Consider the following 17762-nt stretch of genomic DNA (forward strand, 5'->3'; position numbering starts at 1 on the left):
ACTGGCGGATCGCGGACTTGATCTCCGATGCCAGTCCTACGACGCTCTACCTCGTGGTGCCGCCGTCGGATATTTCTCGGACCAAGCCGCTGATCCGTCTGGTGCTGAACCAGATCGGCCGACGCCTGACCGAGGACTTGCACGCCCGCGACCGTCGCCATCGCGTTCTGATGATGCTCGACGAGTTCCCGGCACTTGGGCGGCTTGATTTCTTCGAGTCCGCGCTCGCCTTCATGGCGGGATACGGCATCAAGAGTTTCCTGATCGCGCAATCGCTCAATCAGATTGAGAAGGCCTATGGACCCAACAACGCGATCCTCGACAACTGTCACGTCCGCGTCAGCTTTGCGACCAATGACGAACGGACCGCCAAGCGGGTATCCGACGCGCTGGGTACGGCGACCGAGATGCGGGCGATGAAGAACTACGCCGGGCACAGGTTGAACCCATGGCTTGGACACCTGATGGTCTCGCGCCAGGAGACAGCAAGGCCGCTGCTGACCCCCGGCGAAGTCATGCAGCTTCCGCCGATGGACGAACTCGTCATGGTGGCGGGCACGCCGCCGATCCGGGCGAAGAAGGCCCGCTACTACGAGGATCGGCGGTTCACCGAGCGGGTTCTGCCGCCGCCCGATCCGGCGAAGGCCGGCCGATCATCGCGAACGGACGGATGGTCAGCGCTCGGAACGCCGACGCCGACCGGAAGTCCAACTGACAAAGCCGCGGAGGCCGAGGAAGACACGGCTAACAGCGGGCTCCGTCGTGAGGCGGAACTCCCCGATCACGTCGCGATCGTCAAGGAAACAAACGAGCCTACGCCGGCCGAGGAATTTGCCGCTGTACTTGACGACGACGAGGACGCGGTCCGCCAATCTCGACTTATGCGTCAGCAGATGCGCGGCGTTGCCCGTCAAGTCGTCCTGGACCCGAATGACGGCATGGAGCTTTGAGGCAATATGCGCGACCGGATGAACGTCTACTTCCCTCCAGAGCTTCTGAAACAGATCTCGGAACTCGCCGATCGCAGAAAGCTTTCCCGGTCTGCGATCGTGGAAGCGGCTGTCGCTTCGTTTCTATCACCGGACGGAGCGGACAGGCGGGAGGCAGCGTTTACCCGTCGCCTTGATCGGCTATCGCGTCAGATGCAGCGACTGGAGCGTGACGTTGGTCTGACGGCCGAGACCTTGGCCCTCTTCATTCGTTTCTGGCTGACGATCACGCCGCCGCTACCAAACGACGCGCAGGCGGCCGCGCAGGCAAAGGGTCGGGAGCGCTTTGAAGGATTTGTCGAGGCGCTCGGGCGCCGTTTGCAGAAGGGGCAAAGCTTTCTGCGCGAAATACCAGAAGATATCCGCCGTCAGGAACCGGCCGAAGAAACCTGATTGAACCCTGAAGAAAGACCAATTCGCCGGTCCTTCTTTTTCTGCGCTAGTCTACGATGGCGGCGATTTTGCCGAACCGACAAAAGCTGGACGCGCTATCGGCTCGAGCGAGCTGAGAGCAAAGGGGCCAGCATGCAAGTCTCAACGGCATGGCGTCGAATCGCGCGCGTTTTTCTCCCTTTTGTAGCTGGGTACTATCTCTCTTATCTGTTTCGAACGATCAATGCTATGATCGCCAACCATCTCAGCTCGGATACCGGGGTTGGGACTGCCGACCTCGGGTTGCTTACGTCGGTCTATTTTCTTGTTTTCGCGGCCGCTCAGATCCCCATCGGTATATTGTTGGATCGCTTTGGTCCGCGTCGCGTCCAGAGTGTCCTGCTCTTGCTTGCCGCAGCAGGCGCCGGCCTCTTCGCGATATCGACTGACTTCCTGTCGCTTCTGGTCGCGCGTGCAATGATCGGGCTTGGCGTGGCTGCGGCGTTGACCGCAGGACTGAAGTCGATCGTCCTCTGGTTCCCCAAGGAGCGTGTCGCCTTGCTTAACGGCTACATGGTCATGCTGGGATCGCTAGGAGCGGTGACTGCTACGGGCCCCGTCGAACACCTGCTCGCCTGGATAGGCTGGCGGCAACTTTTTAAGGTCCTGGCGGCCGCTACCGGTGCGACGGCCATTCTCATCTATGCCGTCGTGCCTGAGCGAGGCATTGTCCCATCAGCAGCGCGCGCCACTCTTGGCTCCGTTCTCGGCGATCGTCGCTTCTGGCGAATGGCCCCGTTGTCGGCGACGTGCGTCGGATCAGCCTGGTCTCTGCAGGGATTGTGGGCATCACCGTGGTTGACCGACGTGGAGGGGCTTGATCGCGCAAGTCTCGTCAGACAGCTTTTTATTATGTCCATCGTATTGAGCGCTGGCGCCTGGTTATTCGGTACGACCGTCCATTCCATCAAACGGAGAGGAATCGGGGCGGAGGCGGTGTTAGCGATGGTTGCGGTGCTGTTCATCGCGGCTGAGTTGTCCCTGATCCTGCGAGCCTCTTTGCCGTCCATCCTGCCCTGGTCGGTTGTCGCAATTGTCGGAACGGCTACAGTGGTCAGCTTCGCGGTGATAGCGGATTACTTCCCGCCGGAGCTTGCCGGCCGTGCCAATGGTGCCTTGAACGTTTTGCACTTCGGTTGGGCATTTCTGGCGCAATACTCGACAGGGCTTATCCTGGAGCAATGGTCCGCAAATGATGGGCATAGGCCCGTCCGAGCCTATCAAGTCGCGTTTGGTCTCAGCATAGCGCTGCAAATCGCGACGTTGGTCTGGTTCGCGCTGCCTTGGCGCCGATCCGTCGCTTCATGGATGAGTTCAATCCTCTTCTTCAAGCCGGTTGATGTTTCCTACGCTGTCGTGTCAGTTGGGTCGTATGAGGATTTGGTCATCCTCCTGCCCGCGGATGACGATGCGGAGTGGTGAGCGGTAGCTCGCCGAGCACGATACGATTGAGCACGCCTCAGGCATCAGTTCTCGGTCTTTCTTTTTCTACGCCAGTCTACGATCACTGAAGCCGCTTGTTGCGCCAGGTCCATCGGTGCCTTTTCTAATCATCCCCATATGAGGACGCTCGTTGGACGTCCTCGTTCGGTGGGGGGGCGAAAGGTGGCAATCCATTCCATTCAATCGGAAGCAAGTTCGCGCGGCGCGCGAATGCTGCGCAGCGCGCTTGGCTCTGCGATTGCCAGCTACCTCGAAGACCAAGCGATCATCGAGGTGATGCTCAATCCAGATGGGCGGTTGTGGATCGACCGGTTGTCGAATGGCCTGATCGACACAGGCGAAACACTGTCGGCGGCGGACGGCGAGCGCATTGTTCGCCTGGTAGCGCACCACGTAGGTGCGGAGGTGCATGCCGGCTCGCCGCGGGTCTCGGCCGAATTGCCCGGGACCGGCGAGCGCTTCGAAGGTCTGTTGCCTCCGGTCGTCGCGGCACCGGCCTTTGCGATCCGCAAGCCCGCCGTCGCCGTGTTTACGCTCGACGACTACGTCCGCAGGGGGATCATGACCTCGGAGCAGGCCAAAATCCTGCAGAACGCGGTCGCCGCACGGAAGAACATTCTGGTCGCCGGCGGGACAGCGACCGGCAAGACAACATTGACGAATGCGCTCCTGGCCGAGGTGGCAAAGAGTTCCGATCGGGTCGTGCTGATCGAAGATACGCGCGAACTTCAGTGCAAGGCGCCCAATCTTGTAGCTTTGCGGACCAAAGATGGCGTGGCCACGCTTTCCGACCTGGTTCGCTCATCGCTGCGATTGCGTCCGGATCGCATTCCGGTTGGCGAGGTTCGCGGTGCCGAAGCGCTCGACCTGCTTAAGGCCTGGGGCACCGGTCATCCCGGTGGCGTCGGGACTATCCACGCGGGCAGCGCGGTCGGCGCGCTGCGGCGGCTCGAGCAACTCATCCAGGAGGCCGTCATCACGGTTCCGCGCGCCCTGATCGCGGAGACCATCAACCTCGTTGCTGTGCTTGCGGGGCGGGGCGGTGACCGTCGCCTCGCTGAACTCGCCATCGTCACCGGGCTCGGGGCCGCCGGTGACTACAACCTATCATCAGCAGGAGACTGACATGCGTCAGCAATTTCGCTTTCTTCGAGGTGCATCGTTGGCAGCCTTCGGCGCGGTGCTTGTGGCAGCCCCGTCGGCATGGGCGGCTGGCTCGAATATGCCATGGGAGCAGCCGCTCAATCAGATCTTGCAGTCGGTGGAGGGGCCGGTCGCCAAGATCATTGCCGTCATCATCATCGTTGTGACTGGGCTGACCCTCGCGTTCGGAGATTCGTCGGGCGGCTTCCGCAGGCTGATCCAGATCGTCTTCGGGCTGTCGATCGCGTTTGCCGCCTCGAGCTTCTTCCTGTCGTTCTTCTCTTTCGGCGGCGGCGTGGTGATCTGATGGATGAATCGGTCACAGGCTTTGTCGTGCCCGTTCACCGCGCGCTCACTGAGCCAATCCTGATGGGCGGCGCGCCGCGGTCGGTTGCGATCGTCAACGGCACGCTCGCGGCAGCCCTGGGGCTCGGACTTCGGCTCTGGATTGCGGGGCTTGTCCTCTGGTTCATCGGCCACATGGCCGCTGTCTGGGCCGCCAAGCGCGATCCCGCCTTTGTCGATGTGGTGCGCCGACATCTGCGCATTCCCGCACATCTCAACACTTGAGGCCTCTGTCATGATGAATCTTGCCGAATATCGCCATTCCAACGCGCGCCTTGCCGACTTCCTGCCCTGGGCAGCTCTCGTCGACGAGGGAATCATCCTGAACAAGGACGGTTCGTTCCAGCGGACAGCAAAGTTCCGGGGACCTGACCTCGATAGCGCAGTGTCGGCCGAACTCGTCGGTGTCGCCGGTCGTTTGAACAACGCCCTGCGCCGTCTGGGATCAGGTTGGGCGGTCTTCGTTGAAGCGCAACGCCATTTTGCGGGTGCTTACCCGGCAAACTCCTTTCCGGATGTCGCGTCTGCACTGGTTGACGCGGAACGCAGGGCTCAGTTCGAGGAGGCGGGTGCCCATTATGAGTCCAGCTACTTCCTGACCTTCCTCTACCTGCCTCCAGAGGAAGGGGCCGCCAAGGCAGAGCGACTGCTTTACGAGGGGCGCGATCGGACCGTTGGAGCGGACGCGCGCGAGGTCATCCGCGGGTTTATCGACCAGACCAATCGTGTGCTTCAGCTCGTTGAAGGATTCATGCCGGAATGCGCCTGGCTCGATGATCAGGACACGCTGACCTACCTGCATTCAACGATCTCGACCAAGCGTCATCGGGTTCGCCTGCCCGAAATTCCGATGTACATCGATGCGCTGTTGGCAGACCAGCCGCTGACCGGCGGGCTTGAGCCGATGCTGGGGGCAGCCAACCTGCGGGTTCTGACGATTATCGGCTTTCCGGGCGCGACGACCCCGGGAGTTCTGGATGATCTGAATCGCCTGCCATTCTCTTATCGTTGGTCGACCCGAGCGATCATGCTCGACAAGACCGATGCCACCAAGCTGCTGACCAAGATTCGTCGGCAGTGGTTTGCGAAGAGAAAATCCATCGGCGCCATCCTCAAGGAGGTCATGACGAACGAGGCGTCGACGCTGCTCGATACCGACGCTCACAACAAGGCGATAGACGCCGACGCGGCGCTGCAGGAACTGGGGTCGGACCAGATCGGACAAGCCTTTGTCACTGCAACCATCACGGTGTGGGACCGCGATCCCGGTGCTGCCGATGAAAAGCTGAGGCTGATTGAGAAGGTCATTCAGGGCCGCGATTTCACCTGCATGATCGAGACGGTGAACGCCGTCGAAGCCTGGCTCGGCAGTTTGCCGGGGCACGTCTACGCCAATGTGCGGCAGCCACCGGTGTCGACCCTCAACCTCGCCCACATGATCCCGATGTCGGCCGTGTGGGCCGGTGAGGCGCGGGACCTTCACTTCAAGGGGCCGCCGCTTCTGTTCGGCAAGACCGAGGGATCGACGCCGTTCCGGTTTTCGCTCCACGTCGGTGACGTCGGCCATACCCTTGTGGTGGGACCGACAGGCGCTGGCAAGTCAGTGCTGCTCGCGCTGATGGCGCTACAGTTCAGACGTTATCCGAACTCTCAGGTCTTTGCGTTTGACTTCGGTGGTTCGATCCGGGCGGCCGCCCTTGCCATGGGCGGTGACTGGCATGATCTCGGTGGCGCATTGTCCGACGGAGGTGAACAACCCGTCGCCCTGCAGCCGCTGGCCTGGATTGACGATCCTTCCGAACGCGGATGGGCCACGGAATGGATCTGCGCAATACTTGCTCGGGAGAAGGTCGAGATCACCCCGGAGGTCAAGGATCATCTGTGGTCGGCGCTGACATCTCTCGCTTCGGCGCCGAGGGAGGAGCGCACCCTGACTGGCCTGTCCGTCCTGCTCCAATCGAACTCTCTGAAGCGCGCGTTGCAACCGTACTGCCTGGGCGGTCCGTCCGGGCACTTGCTTGATGCCGAATTCGAACGTCTTGGCGAGGCCTCGGTCCAGGCATTTGAGACCGAAGGCTTGATCGGAACGAGTGCTGCGCCGGCCGTGCTGGCGTACCTCTTCCATCGTATTGGTGATCGTCTCGATGGCAGGCCGACACTCCTGATTGTCGATGAAGGTTGGCTTGCCCTCGATGACGAGGATTTTGCGGGGCAACTCCGGGAATGGCTGAAGACGCTTCGGAAGAAGAACGCGTCCGTCATCTTCGCCACACAGTCGCTTTCGGACATTGATGGCTCCGCGATTGCACCGGCTATCATCGAAGGCTGCCCAACGCGCTTGTTGCTGCCGAACGAGCGGGCGATCGAACCGCAGATCACTGCGATCTACCGCCGCTTCGGGCTCAATGACCGCCAGATCGAGCTTCTGTGCCGGGCTACGCCAAAACGTGACTATTACTGCCAGTCCCGCCGCGGCAACCGGATGTTCGAACTTGGCCTTGGTGAAGTTGCGCTCGCATTCACCGCAGCCTCGTCCAAGACCGACCAGACTGCCATCGCGGAGCTCTACGCCGAACATGGACCTGACGGCTTTGTGCCGGCCTGGCTCCAGCACCGTGGCGCAGCCTGGGCCACCGATCTGATCCCCAATCTCGGCAATCTGGAGAAATCGCTATGAGGCGTCTTGGCCTGTTGGCGGCTGCCGGCACCATCGCGCTGGTGCTCGGCGTCACGATGCCCGCACGGGCGCTGATCGTCTTTGATCCCAACAACTACGTTCAGAACGTCCTGACCGCTGCGCGGGAGCTGCAGCAGATCAACAATCAGATCGCTTCATTGCAGAATGAAGCGCAGATGCTGATCAATCAGGCAAAGAATCTGGCAAACCTGCCGTATTCGTCGCTGCAGCAACTGCAATCATCGATCCAGCGGACTCAACAATTGCTGGCCCAGGCCCAGCGCATCGCCTACGACGTCCAGCAGATCGATCGCGCTTTCTCGACCAGCTATGCGCCGATCACTGGGAGCCAGTCCAGCCACGCGCTAATCACCAACGCTCAATCGCGGTGGCAGAATTCTGTTGCCGCCTTGCAGGATGCGCTTCGCGTCCAAGCCGGCGTCGTCGGCAACCTCGACACCAATCGCATCCAGACGTCGGCGCTCGTAACGTCGAGCCAGGGTGCCAGTGGCGCCCTGCAGGCAACCCAAGCCGGCAATCAGATCCTTGCGCTTCAGGCGCAACAACTCGCCGATCTCACGGCTGCCGTCGCGGCGCAGGGCAGGGCACAGAGCCTTGAGGCGGCTCAGCGCGCCGCGGCCCAGGATCAGGGACGAGAACAACTTCGGCGGTTCCTGACACCGGGGCAGGGCTATCAATCCTCCAACGTGCAGATGTTCCACTGATGACCGATGTAAGGGCATTCAAGGCGCTGTCGCTGCTTACGACAATCGGCCTGGTGGCCGTCGCGGCCTGCACGATTCAGCTGCGTGGCCGCGACGAATCTGGGGCGGCGCCGAAGGCGGAGCAGAGGACCGATGCAGCCAACGCCGACCTCGTACACTGCCGCGGCGTCATTCCAGAGGAGACGGCAGATTTTCGCCGCTGCCAGCAGATTTGGGCTGAAAACCGGCGCCGCTTCCTCGGCAGGAAAGACGGCCTCGTAGCTCCCAGCCACGATGACTCAACCAACTCGATACCTGCCCAAAAGGATCAAAGCCGAGTCCCGCAGGGATATCCGAACCTGGCGGCACCCGAGGCGAACAAGCCATGACTGGTACGGGGATCATTGACCAGTTCCTGGAAACGTTCACGCGTTATATCGATAATGGCTTCGGGCTGTTGGGTAGCGATGTTGGATATCTCGCAACGACCCTTGCTGCGATCGACATCACGCTCGCCGCGTTGTTCTGGAGTTGGGGAACTGACGAAGACATCATCGCGCGCCTCGTCAAGAAGACGCTCTTCGTGGGGATCTTCGCCTACCTCATCGGCAACTGGAACAGCCTGGCGCGCATCATCTTCGAGAGCTTTGCCGGTCTTGGACTGAAGGCATCGGGCGCAAGCCTGTCCGCATCCGACTTCCTCAGACCGGGTAAGATCGCCCAAGTCGGACTCGATGCCGGCCGACCGCTACTCGATTCGATCTCGAACTTGATGGGCTACATCAGCTTCTTCGAGAATTTCGTCCAGATCGTTGTTCTCCTGTTCGCATGGGTCGTGGTCCTGCTCGCCTTCTTCATTCTGGCGATCCAGCTCTTTGTCACTCTAATCGAGTTCAAGCTCACAACGCTGGCCGGCTTCGTGCTCATCCCTTTTGGGTTGTTTGGCAAGACAGCCTTTGCGGCGGAGCAGGTGTTGGGCAACGTTATATCGTCAGGGATCAAAGTTCTGGTCCTTGCCGTCATCGTCGGCATCGGCTCGACCCTGTTCTCGCAATTCACCACGGGCTTTGGCGGCGCACAGCCGACCATTGAAGACGCGATGACGCTGGTGCTTGCGGCGCTCTCCTTGCTGGGCCTCGGTATCTTCGGTCCGGGTATTGCAAACGGCCTTGTGTCAGGCGGACCGCAGCTCGGCGCCGGGGCGGCAATTGGAACAGGCCTTGCTGCTGGCGGCATCGTTGTGGCGGGCGCGGGACTTGCCGCCGGCGGTGCTGGTCTCGCTAGCGGCGCGATTGCGGGTGCAGCGCGTAGTGGCGGCGCCGCCATGAGCGCAGCATCAGCCGCCTATCGAAGCGGCGGCTTCGCTGGCGCCGCGGAGGCCGGTAGCTCACCTGCCATGAGCCCGTTGCGTCGTGCAGCGGCTGCGCTTGGCGGAGGTGCGGAAGCCGGCCCGCAGGGCGCGAGCACTTCGGTCGAAGGGCAGCCCGATTGGGCGCGGCGCATGAAGCGTGCCGAGACTGTTCGGCACGGTGCGTCGGCAGTCAGCCACGCAGTCCGCTCAGGTGATCACGGTGGTGGTGGCTCTTCCGTCGATTTGTCTGAAGGAGAGCGCTGACACTCAGCCACTGCGCCTTCGCGACTCGCTGCGTGGGTGACTGAAACGCATACACCGCACAACTCGAAACCAATCACTTGATCTCAGGGGCAATAATCGATGTTCAAACGACCTTCCGTACACTATGGGCGTATGCCCGAGCCGATCACGCCATACCAAAAGGCAGCGCAGGTTTGGGACGAACGCATTGGATCCGCCCGCGTGCAGGCCAAGAACTGGCGCTTGATGGCGTTCAGCTGCTTGATGTTATCAGCCGGTCTCGCAGGGAGCCTTGTTTGGCAATCGAGCCAAGGCTCGATCACGCCCTGGGTGGTTGAAGTGGACCATCTCGGCCAGGCCCAAAGGGTTGCGCCGGCCAACATCGACTATCAACCCACTGATGCGCAGATCGCCTACCATCTGGCGCGTTTCATCGAGGATGTCAGAGGCCTACCGGCCGACGGCATCGTTCTACGCCAAAACTGGCTCCGTGCTTATGATTTTACGACCGATCGTGGCGCCGCTGCGCTCAACGACTATGCGCGCAACAATGACCCCTTTGCCAAGCTGGGCAAGGCCCAAATCTCAGTCGACGTCTCGAGCGTCATTCGCGCGTCGTCGGAAAGCTTTCGGGTCGCATGGACTCAACGCAGTTACGAGAACGGCTCGCTGAGTTCGACGGAGCGCTGGACTGCAATCCTCACGATCGTGATCGAGACGCCGCGCGATGCCGAACGCCTGCGCAAAAACCCCCTTGGCGTCTATGTCCGCGCCATCAACTGGTCGAAGGAGTTGAGCCAGTGACCAACACGACGCATCACGTTCATTCGAATCGTTCTTTCCCGCAGAACAGGCGCAGCTCGGCTTGGTCCCGGTTCGTGTCCTCAAGGCAAGCACGTCTGTTAGCGCTCTTGCTTTGCTCGTCGGCTCTCGGTGGGTGCGCGACCTATATTCCTACAGAGATCAGCTATGACGCTGAAGTGCCGCCGCTACCGGCGGCGCCAGCGGCGTTGGACGACAGGTCGCGGCCGCTTCACATTCCGCCGCTCTGGAAGCCGGCTCTCGGCGGCAAGTCGGGAGGGAAGGAAGATGCTGAACCGGTGAGCCGGGTTGAGACCGCAAACAGCGCAGCCCGGGTCGAACCGCGCAAGCGCGGGTATTTCAACGCTGCGCAAATCTACGCCTACAGTCCCGGGGCGCTCTATCAGATTTACGCCGCACCGGGGCAGATTACGGATATCGCACTCGAGGAAGGAGAGCGGTTGACGGGATCGGGGCCCATCGCGGCCGGAGATACCGTTCGCTGGGTCGTTGGCGATACCGAGAGCGGAAACGGCGATACGCGGCGCGTCCATATCTTAGTCAAGCCGACCCGCGCATCGATCGAGACCAATCTTGTTGTCAATACTGATAGGCGCACCTACCTTATGGAGCTACGTTCTCGCGAGCGTTCTTACATGCCATCTGTTGCCTGGTTTTATCCGGAAACTGCGCGCGAACGATCCCGTTCAGTCGCTCTGAAACCTGTTCTTCCCGATCCGGCGCAGCGTATCTCCCGCTATGCCATCGAAGGGGACAGTCCTCCCTGGCGGCCGCTCGCCGTGTATGACGATGGCCGCAAGGTCTACGTCGAATTCCCGCAAGGGATCGCGCAAGGCGAGATGCCACCGCTCTTTGTCATCGGCCCGGACGGCAAGACCGAGCTCGTCAACTATCGCACCTACGGCAACGTGTTGATCGTCGATCGGCTGTTTGCTGCTGCCGAACTCCGGCTCGGCGGTGAGCACCAGCAGAAGGTCAGGATTGTCAGGACCGACGGGAGGCCGTCGTCATGAGCACTCGGAATGAGAACGATCACGAGCAAGCACTTCCGCCGGAGACACAAGGGGTGCAGTCCGAAATCTTCCGCTTGAGAGCGGAGCATCCGCGTGTGACGCGGTTATCGCGGAAGGTCCTGGCCGGCGGGAGCGCAGCTGCCCTGCTTGTTATCGGCGGAGCGGTGCTGTGGTCACTCCAGAACAATCGCTCCCGTAATCAGGCGGCCGATGAGCTTTACAGTACCGACCATCACAATGTTGCCGACGGTATTACGACGCTGCCGAAGGACTATGCTGGCGTTCCGCGCCAGCCAATCCCCCAGCTTGGTCCGCCGCTCCCCGGGGACCTTGGTCGGCCAATCCTTGCTGCTCAAGGGCAGTCGCCGACGATCGGTGCTGATCCGGACCAGCAGCGGCGGGACCAAGAGACCGAGGCAGCCCGTATCAGCCATTTGTTCGCTTCGTCCAATGGACGAGAGATGCGTCCGTCCGCCGCTGCGAATGTTGGAAACGACCGCGTCGCGCCACCGAACGCAACGAGCACTGGGGACGATGGGTCTGCGCAGAACGGTCAGGACCGCAAGCTTGCCTTCGTGAGCGCTTCTGTGGATCGTCGCACGGTCAGTCCCGACCGCATCACTAGGCCAGCTTCACCGTACATCGTGCAGGCCGGGACGGTGATTCCGGGAGCCCTGATCACCGGAATGCGATCAGACCTTCCAGGCCAGGTTACGGCGCAGGTCACCGAGAATGTCTTTGACACGCCGACCGGCCGCTTTCTCCTTGTGCCTCAGGGAGCGCGTCTGATCGGCATCTACGATAGCCAGGTCACGTTTGGCCAGTCCCGCGTCCTGCTCGTCTGGACCCGGCTGATCATGCCGAATGGAAGTTCTATCGTTCTCGAGCGGCAGCCTGGCGCTGACACCTCCGGATATGCCGGCCTCGAAGACCAGGTCGACAATCACTGGGGTGAGCTATTCAAGGCTGCGGCACTATCGACGTTTCTGGCCGTGGGAACCGAACTGGGTGCCGGCTCGGACACCAACAGCAACGACAGCGCAATCATCCAGGCATTGCGTCACGGCGCCTCGGACTCACTGAACCAGACAGGGCAGCAGGTGGTTCGGCGCAGTCTCAACATCCAGCCCACGCTGACCGTGGAACCTGGTTTCCCGGTTCGCGTTGTCGTCAACCGCGACCTCCTACTTGCGCCCTACGGAGGATAAGCGGATGTCCAAGCTTAGAATAGGAGCACTGCCCGACGACAAGCCGGTGAAGGTTACCACTGAGCTTCCAGCATCAGTGCATCGAGATCTCGTTGCCTATGCAGAGGCCTTGGCACGCGAAAATGGGCAGCGCATCGATCCGGTGAAGCTGATCGCACTCATGTTGGCGCGCTTTATGGCCACGGACCGCGGATTTGCAAAGGCGAGACGAGCCAATCATTCCCCGAGAGCCGCCGGAGGCGAGGGGTAGCGTTCTGCTAACAGGTTCAGGAAACGCTTCAGAGCGGGATTTTCATTGTCATCGCGCCAATGAACATGGAAGTCTACTCGGCTTGGTCCCGCTCCGTCCTGCAGCTCCCGGTACACCAGGCTAGCGAAACTTGCACCAATATCCGATTCCATTACCAGACTAAGCCCCATGCCCATACTCGTCAGACTCTTGATGATGCCACGACTTACATCATGGCGCTCTACCTTGGGGCGGTCGTCGGGCAGCACGAGCTTCGAGATCAGTAGATCTTCAAGTTCTCGTCCAGGATCATATTCGCTTAGAAGAATCTTTTCGTTACGCAAGTCGGTCCAATAGATGATTTCGCGTGCAGCCAGCCAGTGATCCTGGGGCAGCGAGATTAGAATGCGTTCGCTCCACAGCAATAGTGATCTGGCGTCCTTTGAAGGCAGACGTCCAGGGCTAACAACAACATCAACGGTACCGTTACGGAGGGCAGTGATCAGACGAGAGCGAGAGCGTTCCACCGTCGCCAATTCGAGTTGCGGGATCAGCTTCTTTAACTCACCTATCGTCGCTCGCAAATTGCCGGTGGACATGGACGTGTAGAAGCCAATGACAAGATGGCCAGTTTCGCCACGACCACCGGATTTACCGGTTTCGACGAGCATGTCGACCTGTTCCAGGATCAACCGCGCAATTCGCAGAACCGGCCGGCCGGCGAGCGTAGGCTTGATTCCACCGCTTGAGCGATCGAACAGTGCAGCGCCGACCAAATACTCGAGTTGACCAATAGAACGGCTGAGGACGTTGTGCTTGATCGAAAGCGCTTCTGCTGCTCGTCGAAAGCTTCCGCAGTCACACGCGACGACAGCCAATCGAAGCTGTTGCAGGTCAATAGCTCTCGCTACGTTCCGCCGATCGGTCCGGATCCCGGTTTCTGTCATTTTCAAGGCTCGGTACTAAATCGCAAGACAGCAAGTCCGATCGAGGCGGGGACCTTCATCTCATTCGGCCGTGTGGATCTTCGTGTGGTTCTTTCTAGGCGGCAGCAAAGATTACTGGCGTCCAGAGAACCGGCGTCGAAATACCACCGGCCTTGCGAAGGTTTGCGAGGATCTCGGTCGAGATCTCTAGGTAACCGGCGACTGCCACGGTGTTGCCGATCGTGGCAGGATTGCCAATGCGTCGAAGCGGCCAGCCGGCTCGTCGAAGAATTCTTTCCATTCGGACGTCTGTGACGGTAACAATATCAGTGAGCTGCCGCGAAAGCCCAAACTCGATCATTCCGGCGAACAGCTCGTATGCAGCACGAGTTATGCCGTGATCTCCTTTCGCGGCGTGCACGGGAACGTCGATTGCGAATCTGCTGCTTTCCCAGACAAGAGGCGTTGAGGGGGCGGGATGGCCTCCAAGAAGTACGGAGAAAGTATCACGAAGCATGGTCGGTCCGGGAGAGGGCAGGAGACGAACGGAGCCTTGAACCAGGCCGTTTTCCGAAACTTGCGTCAGGTAGACGGGATGCAGTGCGTCGAAATCATCCATCTCCATGTCGCCACTGGTTTGAACGTCCCACGCCATGCGGACCTTAAAAACCCGATGCCGCATCCGGTACATTTCCACGAGCGTGTTGGAAAATTCTCCGTATGCAGGTGCAGTTATTAGCTGGATCATGGTCCCTCCCAAACGTGTCTCTCAACGCTTTTGAAGCGGGATTTCTGATTAATTGCATCACCTGTAATTGTAGGGGGAGCGCGCCCTAATTTTGCTTTTCTTTGTTCGCAGCGGCAATGCGCGCCACCGCTTGCACGACCGTCCGAACGCCTGGCTTTTGCTTTGCATTGTCCAGGTAGTAAGCCACGGTATTGCGGGCGATGCCGAGGATGCATCAAATTTCCCAGGCGGTTTTACCCTGTGAGGCCCATTGCAAACATTCGAGTTCACGCGGCGACAAGAGTACCCCCGCGATCCTATGCTCATGTGTGAGTTTGCGGCGCACGTGAGCATGAAAATACATGGCCATAAGTTGCAGTACTCGCGCCTGTGACTTCACGCGCTTCCCGAAGATGGCGTCGCGCTGGCTGGCCGCGAATGTCAGCGCGGCCACTGGGCCATGGCCATCATGAATGGGAACCGTAAAGCCGATTCGAGTTCCGAACTGAGCCGCTTCGTCAAGAAGCTGTTGTTGGGCGGTAGAGCTCCGACTCGACGCTGTGTCTATTCCCCATCGAAACGGTTCGGCCGTCTGAAGGGCTTGAGTGATGACCCGGGTCAATGAGCTCGTAACGGCTCCGCATATAGTGCGCGGTCCACTCCGTTGGATAGGTTGATATGAGTCGCGGCCTTTTTCCTATTCTGCCCGGGAGTGCAAGATAGGCGAAACATGAAAGTTCGAGAGCGCTAGCAATAGCCGTCATCGTCACCAAAAAGCCCGCGTCATCGTGAGCGCTCGCTAATGAGTCAATAAATTCTTGAAAAACGCGATGCATGACCAATTGCTCGCAATCGTTGATCAGTGACGTTCAGACGCGCCGTTGCATCAGTGCGCTCGTTACCTCGTTTTGCTCGCATTGCGGTTAGGCGCCTCTTCGGTCAGGAAGTGCGGAATCAGCTTGTCGCCGCCCTTGCCGATCTGACCTCGGGCCTGCGCGAAGCTCACGTCATGGCCGAACTTGACCATCGCTTCGTGCCAGGCAAGCGCAGGCAGGTCGACCGAATCGATGAGAGTCCCGTCGATGTCGAAAATGGCCGCCTTGAGCATCAGGTCCTTCAGGGCGCGATCGCCCGATCTGTCCGTACCATTTCGCATATGGCGTGTTCTTCGCCATGTGGCGGTTGAGGTCCGGTGCGCGTCCTTCCACCAAACCGGGCCGCGTTCGCCCAACGCGCGCTTGGCACGGTCGACGGCCCGGTGGGCCTTGGCGCGTGCCGCCGAGTCGGCATGCGCCAAGGCCTGTCGGACGGCCCGCCGGGCCGCCATCAGCCGGCTCACCAGCCTAGCGCTCGCCCTCATCGAGGTCCGGGTTCGCCATCCGCCAAAGGCGACCGCGGACGATGAAATACCGACCGTCCGGGGTCACCGGATATTTCACGCCGACTTCCGCTGCGACCTCGCCGGCGCCTTCTTCGCTGACGTCTGCTTGGCCGGCTTCTTGCCCGCGATCGGCATCAACATTTCCTTCTGACCAGCCATCGCCTTCGTCGCCTTCTTGGCCGGCTTCTTCGCAGCAGGTCCCGGGGCGGACTTTGCGTCGCCGACGCTGCGGCGGAGCGCTTCCATCAGATCGACGACGTTATCGCCCTTCGGCCGATCCTTCGGCACGATCGGCTTGCCGGCGCGCCTCAGATTGATGAGGTCGACGAGAGCGGTTTCGTACTGGTCCTCGAACTTGTCGGGCTCGAAGTTGCCGGCCTTCTGCTCGACGATGTGCCGGGCAAGGTCCAGCATGTCCTTCGTCACCTTCACGTCCTGAATCTCGTCGAAATATTCCTTCGGATCCCGGACTTCGTACGGGTAACGCAACAGCGTCCCCACCAGACCCTTGTCGAGCGGCTCGAGCGCGATGATGTGCTCGCGGTTCGTCAGCACGACGCGGCCGATCGCAACCTTGTCCATCTCGCGGATGGTCTCGCGGATCACGGCGAACGCGTCGTGGCCGACCTTGCCGTCCGGACGCAGGTAATAGGGGCGGATGAGGTAGCGCGGATCGATGTCGCTGCGGTCTACGAATTCGTCGATCTCGATGGTCCGGGTGGATTCCAGCGCGACGTTCTCGAGTTCTTCCTTCGTCACCTCGATGAACGTATCGGTGTCGACCTTGTAGCCCTTGACGATATCTTCGTTGGGCACCTCGTCGCCGGTGTCGGCATCGACCTTCAGGTACTTGATCCGGTGACCAGTCGCTCGGTTCAGCTGGTTGAACGAGATCTTCTCGGACTCTGATGTCGCCGGGTAAAGCGCCACCGGGCAGGTGACCAAGGATAGTCGAAGGAAGCCTTTCCAGTTGGCGCGGGGGGCCATGTACGCGGTGCTCCGGGTGGGGGTACTGGATTCAAGACGATCGGAGCCCGTCGGTTCCGACGTGCTCCGGGCCCGCCAACAGGAAAATTGGCCAACTGCCCGCTGCGCGCCCGGATGGGTCCAAAAACCGTGAATCGCTTGTTTTTTGGATACCTCGCGGCGGCCTTGGCCGGTATCTTGGGGGCCGATGAACGCCCTGCTGCAGCCCCTCCGAGACGAGAATTTCCTGGATCCCACGGACCTGGCTCGCCTGGCCGGCGTCCTGGGTCAGTCGCCTGATTACCGGGTGCTGCGGCGCCTGCTTCCGCGGGCGGCATACACGCCGGCCGCCGGGCAGAAGGTTAGGACTGCCGTCCTGCTCGACACCGAGACGACCGGCCTCGATCATCGCAAGGACGAGATCATCGAGCTTGGGATGGTCAAATTCGACTACACGCCTGACGGACGGATCGTCGGCGTCAGGGACACGTTTTCCGCCTTCAACGAGCCCTCCGTCCCCATCCCGCCCGAGATCACGGCGCTGACCGGCATCGCAGACGAGATGGTCGCCGGCCACAGGATCGACGAGGCAACCGTGAACGCGTTCGTGGACGACGAAGTGGTCATCACCATCGCTCACAACAGCGCCTTCGACAGGAAGTTTGCGGAGCGCTACTGGCCGGTCTTCGAAAGAAAGGCCTGGGCCTGCAGCGCGGCCGAGGTCGACTGTCGGCAACACGGCTTCGACGGTGCGAAGCTCGGCTATCTGCTGAATGGTGCAGGCTACTTCCACCACGCGCACCAGGCGGTCGACGACTGCCACGCGCTGCTGGAGATTTTGGATTTCGTCCTGCCGACCGCCGGCGCGCCGGCGCTGGCCGTCTTGTTGGGTACCGCCCGCAAACCGACTGTCCGGCCATGGGCGGAGCAGTCGCCGTTCGAGCTCAAGGACTCGTTGAAGAAGCGCGGTTACCGCTGGAGCGATGGCACGGATGGTCGTCCGAAAAGCTGGTACGTCGATGTCCGCGAGAGTGCGCTAGACGAAGAGATCGCTTTCCTCAGGACTGAGATCTATCTGCGCGACGTCGACCTACCGCAGCAGATGCTGACCGCCTTCACGCGGTTTTCTAGCCGCGTCTGAAGGCGGTCTTTCTACAGCGCCC

General features: G+C 60.7%; 19 protein-coding genes and 2 pseudogenes. 15 read left to right on the forward strand and 6 right to left on the reverse strand.

Annotated elements, in window-relative coordinates; genetic code table 11:
• The 14 genes from QM712_RS29035 to QM712_RS29100 form a co-directional block, all read left to right on the forward strand.
• On the forward strand, positions 1-950 hold a 950-nt coding region (locus QM712_RS29035; RefSeq protein ID WP_415026591.1), incomplete at its 5' end, for a type IV secretory system conjugative DNA transfer family protein.
• Positions 951-956: 6 nt separating this feature from the next.
• Positions 957-1382 (forward strand): CopG family transcriptional regulator, encoded by a 426-nt coding sequence (locus tag QM712_RS29040; protein ID WP_415026592.1) that lies wholly within the window; start codon positions 957-959, stop codon positions 1380-1382.
• A gap of 132 nt (positions 1383-1514) precedes the next feature.
• A complete protein-coding gene (locus tag QM712_RS29045; RefSeq protein WP_415026593.1) occupies positions 1515-2843 on the forward strand; it encodes an MFS transporter in 1329 nt (442 codons plus the stop codon).
• A gap of 231 nt (positions 2844-3074) precedes the next feature.
• Positions 3075-3989, forward strand: coding sequence for a P-type conjugative transfer ATPase TrbB (gene trbB / locus QM712_RS29050; RefSeq protein WP_415026635.1), 915 nt, complete (start codon positions 3075-3077; stop codon positions 3987-3989).
• Position 3990: 1 nt separating this feature from the next.
• Positions 3991-4314: a TrbC/VirB2 family protein gene (locus tag QM712_RS29055; protein ID WP_415026594.1), complete on the forward strand. Its 324-nt coding sequence runs from the start codon at positions 3991-3993 to the stop codon at positions 4312-4314.
• Positions 4314-4577, forward strand: a complete 264-nt coding sequence (locus QM712_RS29060; RefSeq protein WP_415026595.1) for a VirB3 family type IV secretion system protein — start codon at positions 4314-4316, stop codon at positions 4575-4577. The genes QM712_RS29055 and QM712_RS29060 overlap by 1 nt, the downstream gene beginning before the upstream one ends.
• A 10-nt stretch (positions 4578-4587) precedes the next feature.
• Positions 4588-7029 carry a conjugal transfer protein TrbE gene (gene trbE / locus QM712_RS29065; protein ID WP_415026596.1) on the forward strand — a complete coding sequence of 814 codons (2442 nt, stop codon included), beginning with the start codon at positions 4588-4590 and terminating at the stop codon, positions 7027-7029.
• The gene (gene trbJ, locus QM712_RS29070; RefSeq protein ID WP_415026597.1) at positions 7026-7754 is read left to right on the forward strand and encodes a P-type conjugative transfer protein TrbJ; all 729 of its coding nucleotides are present in this window, start codon (positions 7026-7028) and stop codon (positions 7752-7754) included. Before trbE ends, trbJ begins: the two co-directional genes overlap by 4 nt.
• The gene (gene trbK-alt, locus QM712_RS29075; protein ID WP_415026598.1) at positions 7754-8122 is read left to right on the forward strand and encodes a putative entry exclusion protein TrbK-alt; all 369 of its coding nucleotides are present in this window, start codon (positions 7754-7756) and stop codon (positions 8120-8122) included. The genes trbJ and trbK-alt overlap by 1 nt, the downstream gene beginning before the upstream one ends.
• Positions 8119-9348, forward strand: a complete 1230-nt coding sequence (gene trbL, locus QM712_RS29080; RefSeq protein ID WP_415026599.1) for a P-type conjugative transfer protein TrbL — start codon at positions 8119-8121, stop codon at positions 9346-9348. Before trbK-alt ends, trbL begins: the two co-directional genes overlap by 4 nt.
• A 99-nt stretch (positions 9349-9447) precedes the next feature.
• The gene (gene trbF, locus QM712_RS29085; protein WP_415026600.1) at positions 9448-10131 is read left to right on the forward strand and encodes a conjugal transfer protein TrbF; all 684 of its coding nucleotides are present in this window, start codon (positions 9448-9450) and stop codon (positions 10129-10131) included.
• Positions 10128-11162: a P-type conjugative transfer protein TrbG gene (trbG, locus tag QM712_RS29090; RefSeq protein ID WP_415026601.1), complete on the forward strand. Its 1035-nt coding sequence runs from the start codon at positions 10128-10130 to the stop codon at positions 11160-11162. The genes trbF and trbG overlap by 4 nt, the downstream gene beginning before the upstream one ends.
• Positions 11159-12370 (forward strand): TrbI/VirB10 family protein, encoded by a 1212-nt coding sequence (locus QM712_RS29095; RefSeq protein ID WP_415026602.1) that lies wholly within the window; start codon positions 11159-11161, stop codon positions 12368-12370. Before trbG ends, QM712_RS29095 begins: the two co-directional genes overlap by 4 nt.
• Positions 12371-12374: 4 nt before the next feature.
• Positions 12375-12620, forward strand: coding sequence for a DUF2274 domain-containing protein (locus QM712_RS29100; RefSeq protein ID WP_415026603.1), 246 nt, complete (start codon positions 12375-12377; stop codon positions 12618-12620).
• Here QM712_RS29100 and QM712_RS29105 read toward each other — a convergent pair.
• The 6 genes and pseudogenes from QM712_RS29105 to QM712_RS29130 all read right to left on the reverse strand — a co-directional run bounded on the left by QM712_RS29105 (position 12587) and on the right by QM712_RS29130 (position 16620).
• Positions 12587-13546 carry a LysR family transcriptional regulator gene (locus QM712_RS29105; RefSeq protein WP_415026604.1) on the reverse strand — a complete coding sequence of 320 codons (960 nt, stop codon included), beginning with the start codon at positions 13544-13546 and terminating at the stop codon, positions 12587-12589. The genes QM712_RS29100 and QM712_RS29105 overlap by 34 nt on opposite strands.
• Before the next feature lie 94 nt (positions 13547-13640).
• Positions 13641-14273: an acyl-homoserine-lactone synthase gene (locus QM712_RS29110; protein WP_415026605.1), complete on the reverse strand. Its 633-nt coding sequence runs from the start codon at positions 14271-14273 to the stop codon at positions 13641-13643.
• 85 nt (positions 14274-14358) lie between these two features.
• Positions 14359-15088: pseudogene (locus QM712_RS29115) on the reverse strand (helix-turn-helix transcriptional regulator).
• A 62-nt stretch (positions 15089-15150) separates the two neighbouring features.
• A complete protein-coding gene (locus QM712_RS29120) occupies positions 15151-15279 on the reverse strand; it encodes a hypothetical protein (RefSeq protein ID WP_415026606.1) in 129 nt (42 codons plus the stop codon).
• 106 nt (positions 15280-15385) lie between these two features.
• Positions 15386-15631 (reverse strand): annotated as a pseudogene (locus QM712_RS29125) (hypothetical protein); the annotation flags it as partial.
• Positions 15632-15687: 56 nt separating this feature from the next.
• On the reverse strand, positions 15688-16620 hold the full coding sequence (locus QM712_RS29130; protein WP_415026607.1) for a Ku protein: 933 nt from the start codon (positions 16618-16620) through the stop codon (positions 15688-15690).
• A gap of 187 nt (positions 16621-16807) precedes the next feature.
• Between QM712_RS29130 and QM712_RS29135 the strand changes: the two genes are divergently transcribed.
• Complete coding sequence (locus QM712_RS29135; protein ID WP_415026608.1) at positions 16808-17740, forward strand: 3'-5' exonuclease; 933 nt, start codon at positions 16808-16810, stop codon at positions 17738-17740.
• Positions 17741-17762: the final 22 nt, after the last annotated feature.

The organism is Bradyrhizobium sp. (assembly GCF_047605465.1).
GTDB lineage: Bacteria > Pseudomonadota > Alphaproteobacteria > Rhizobiales > Xanthobacteraceae > Bradyrhizobium.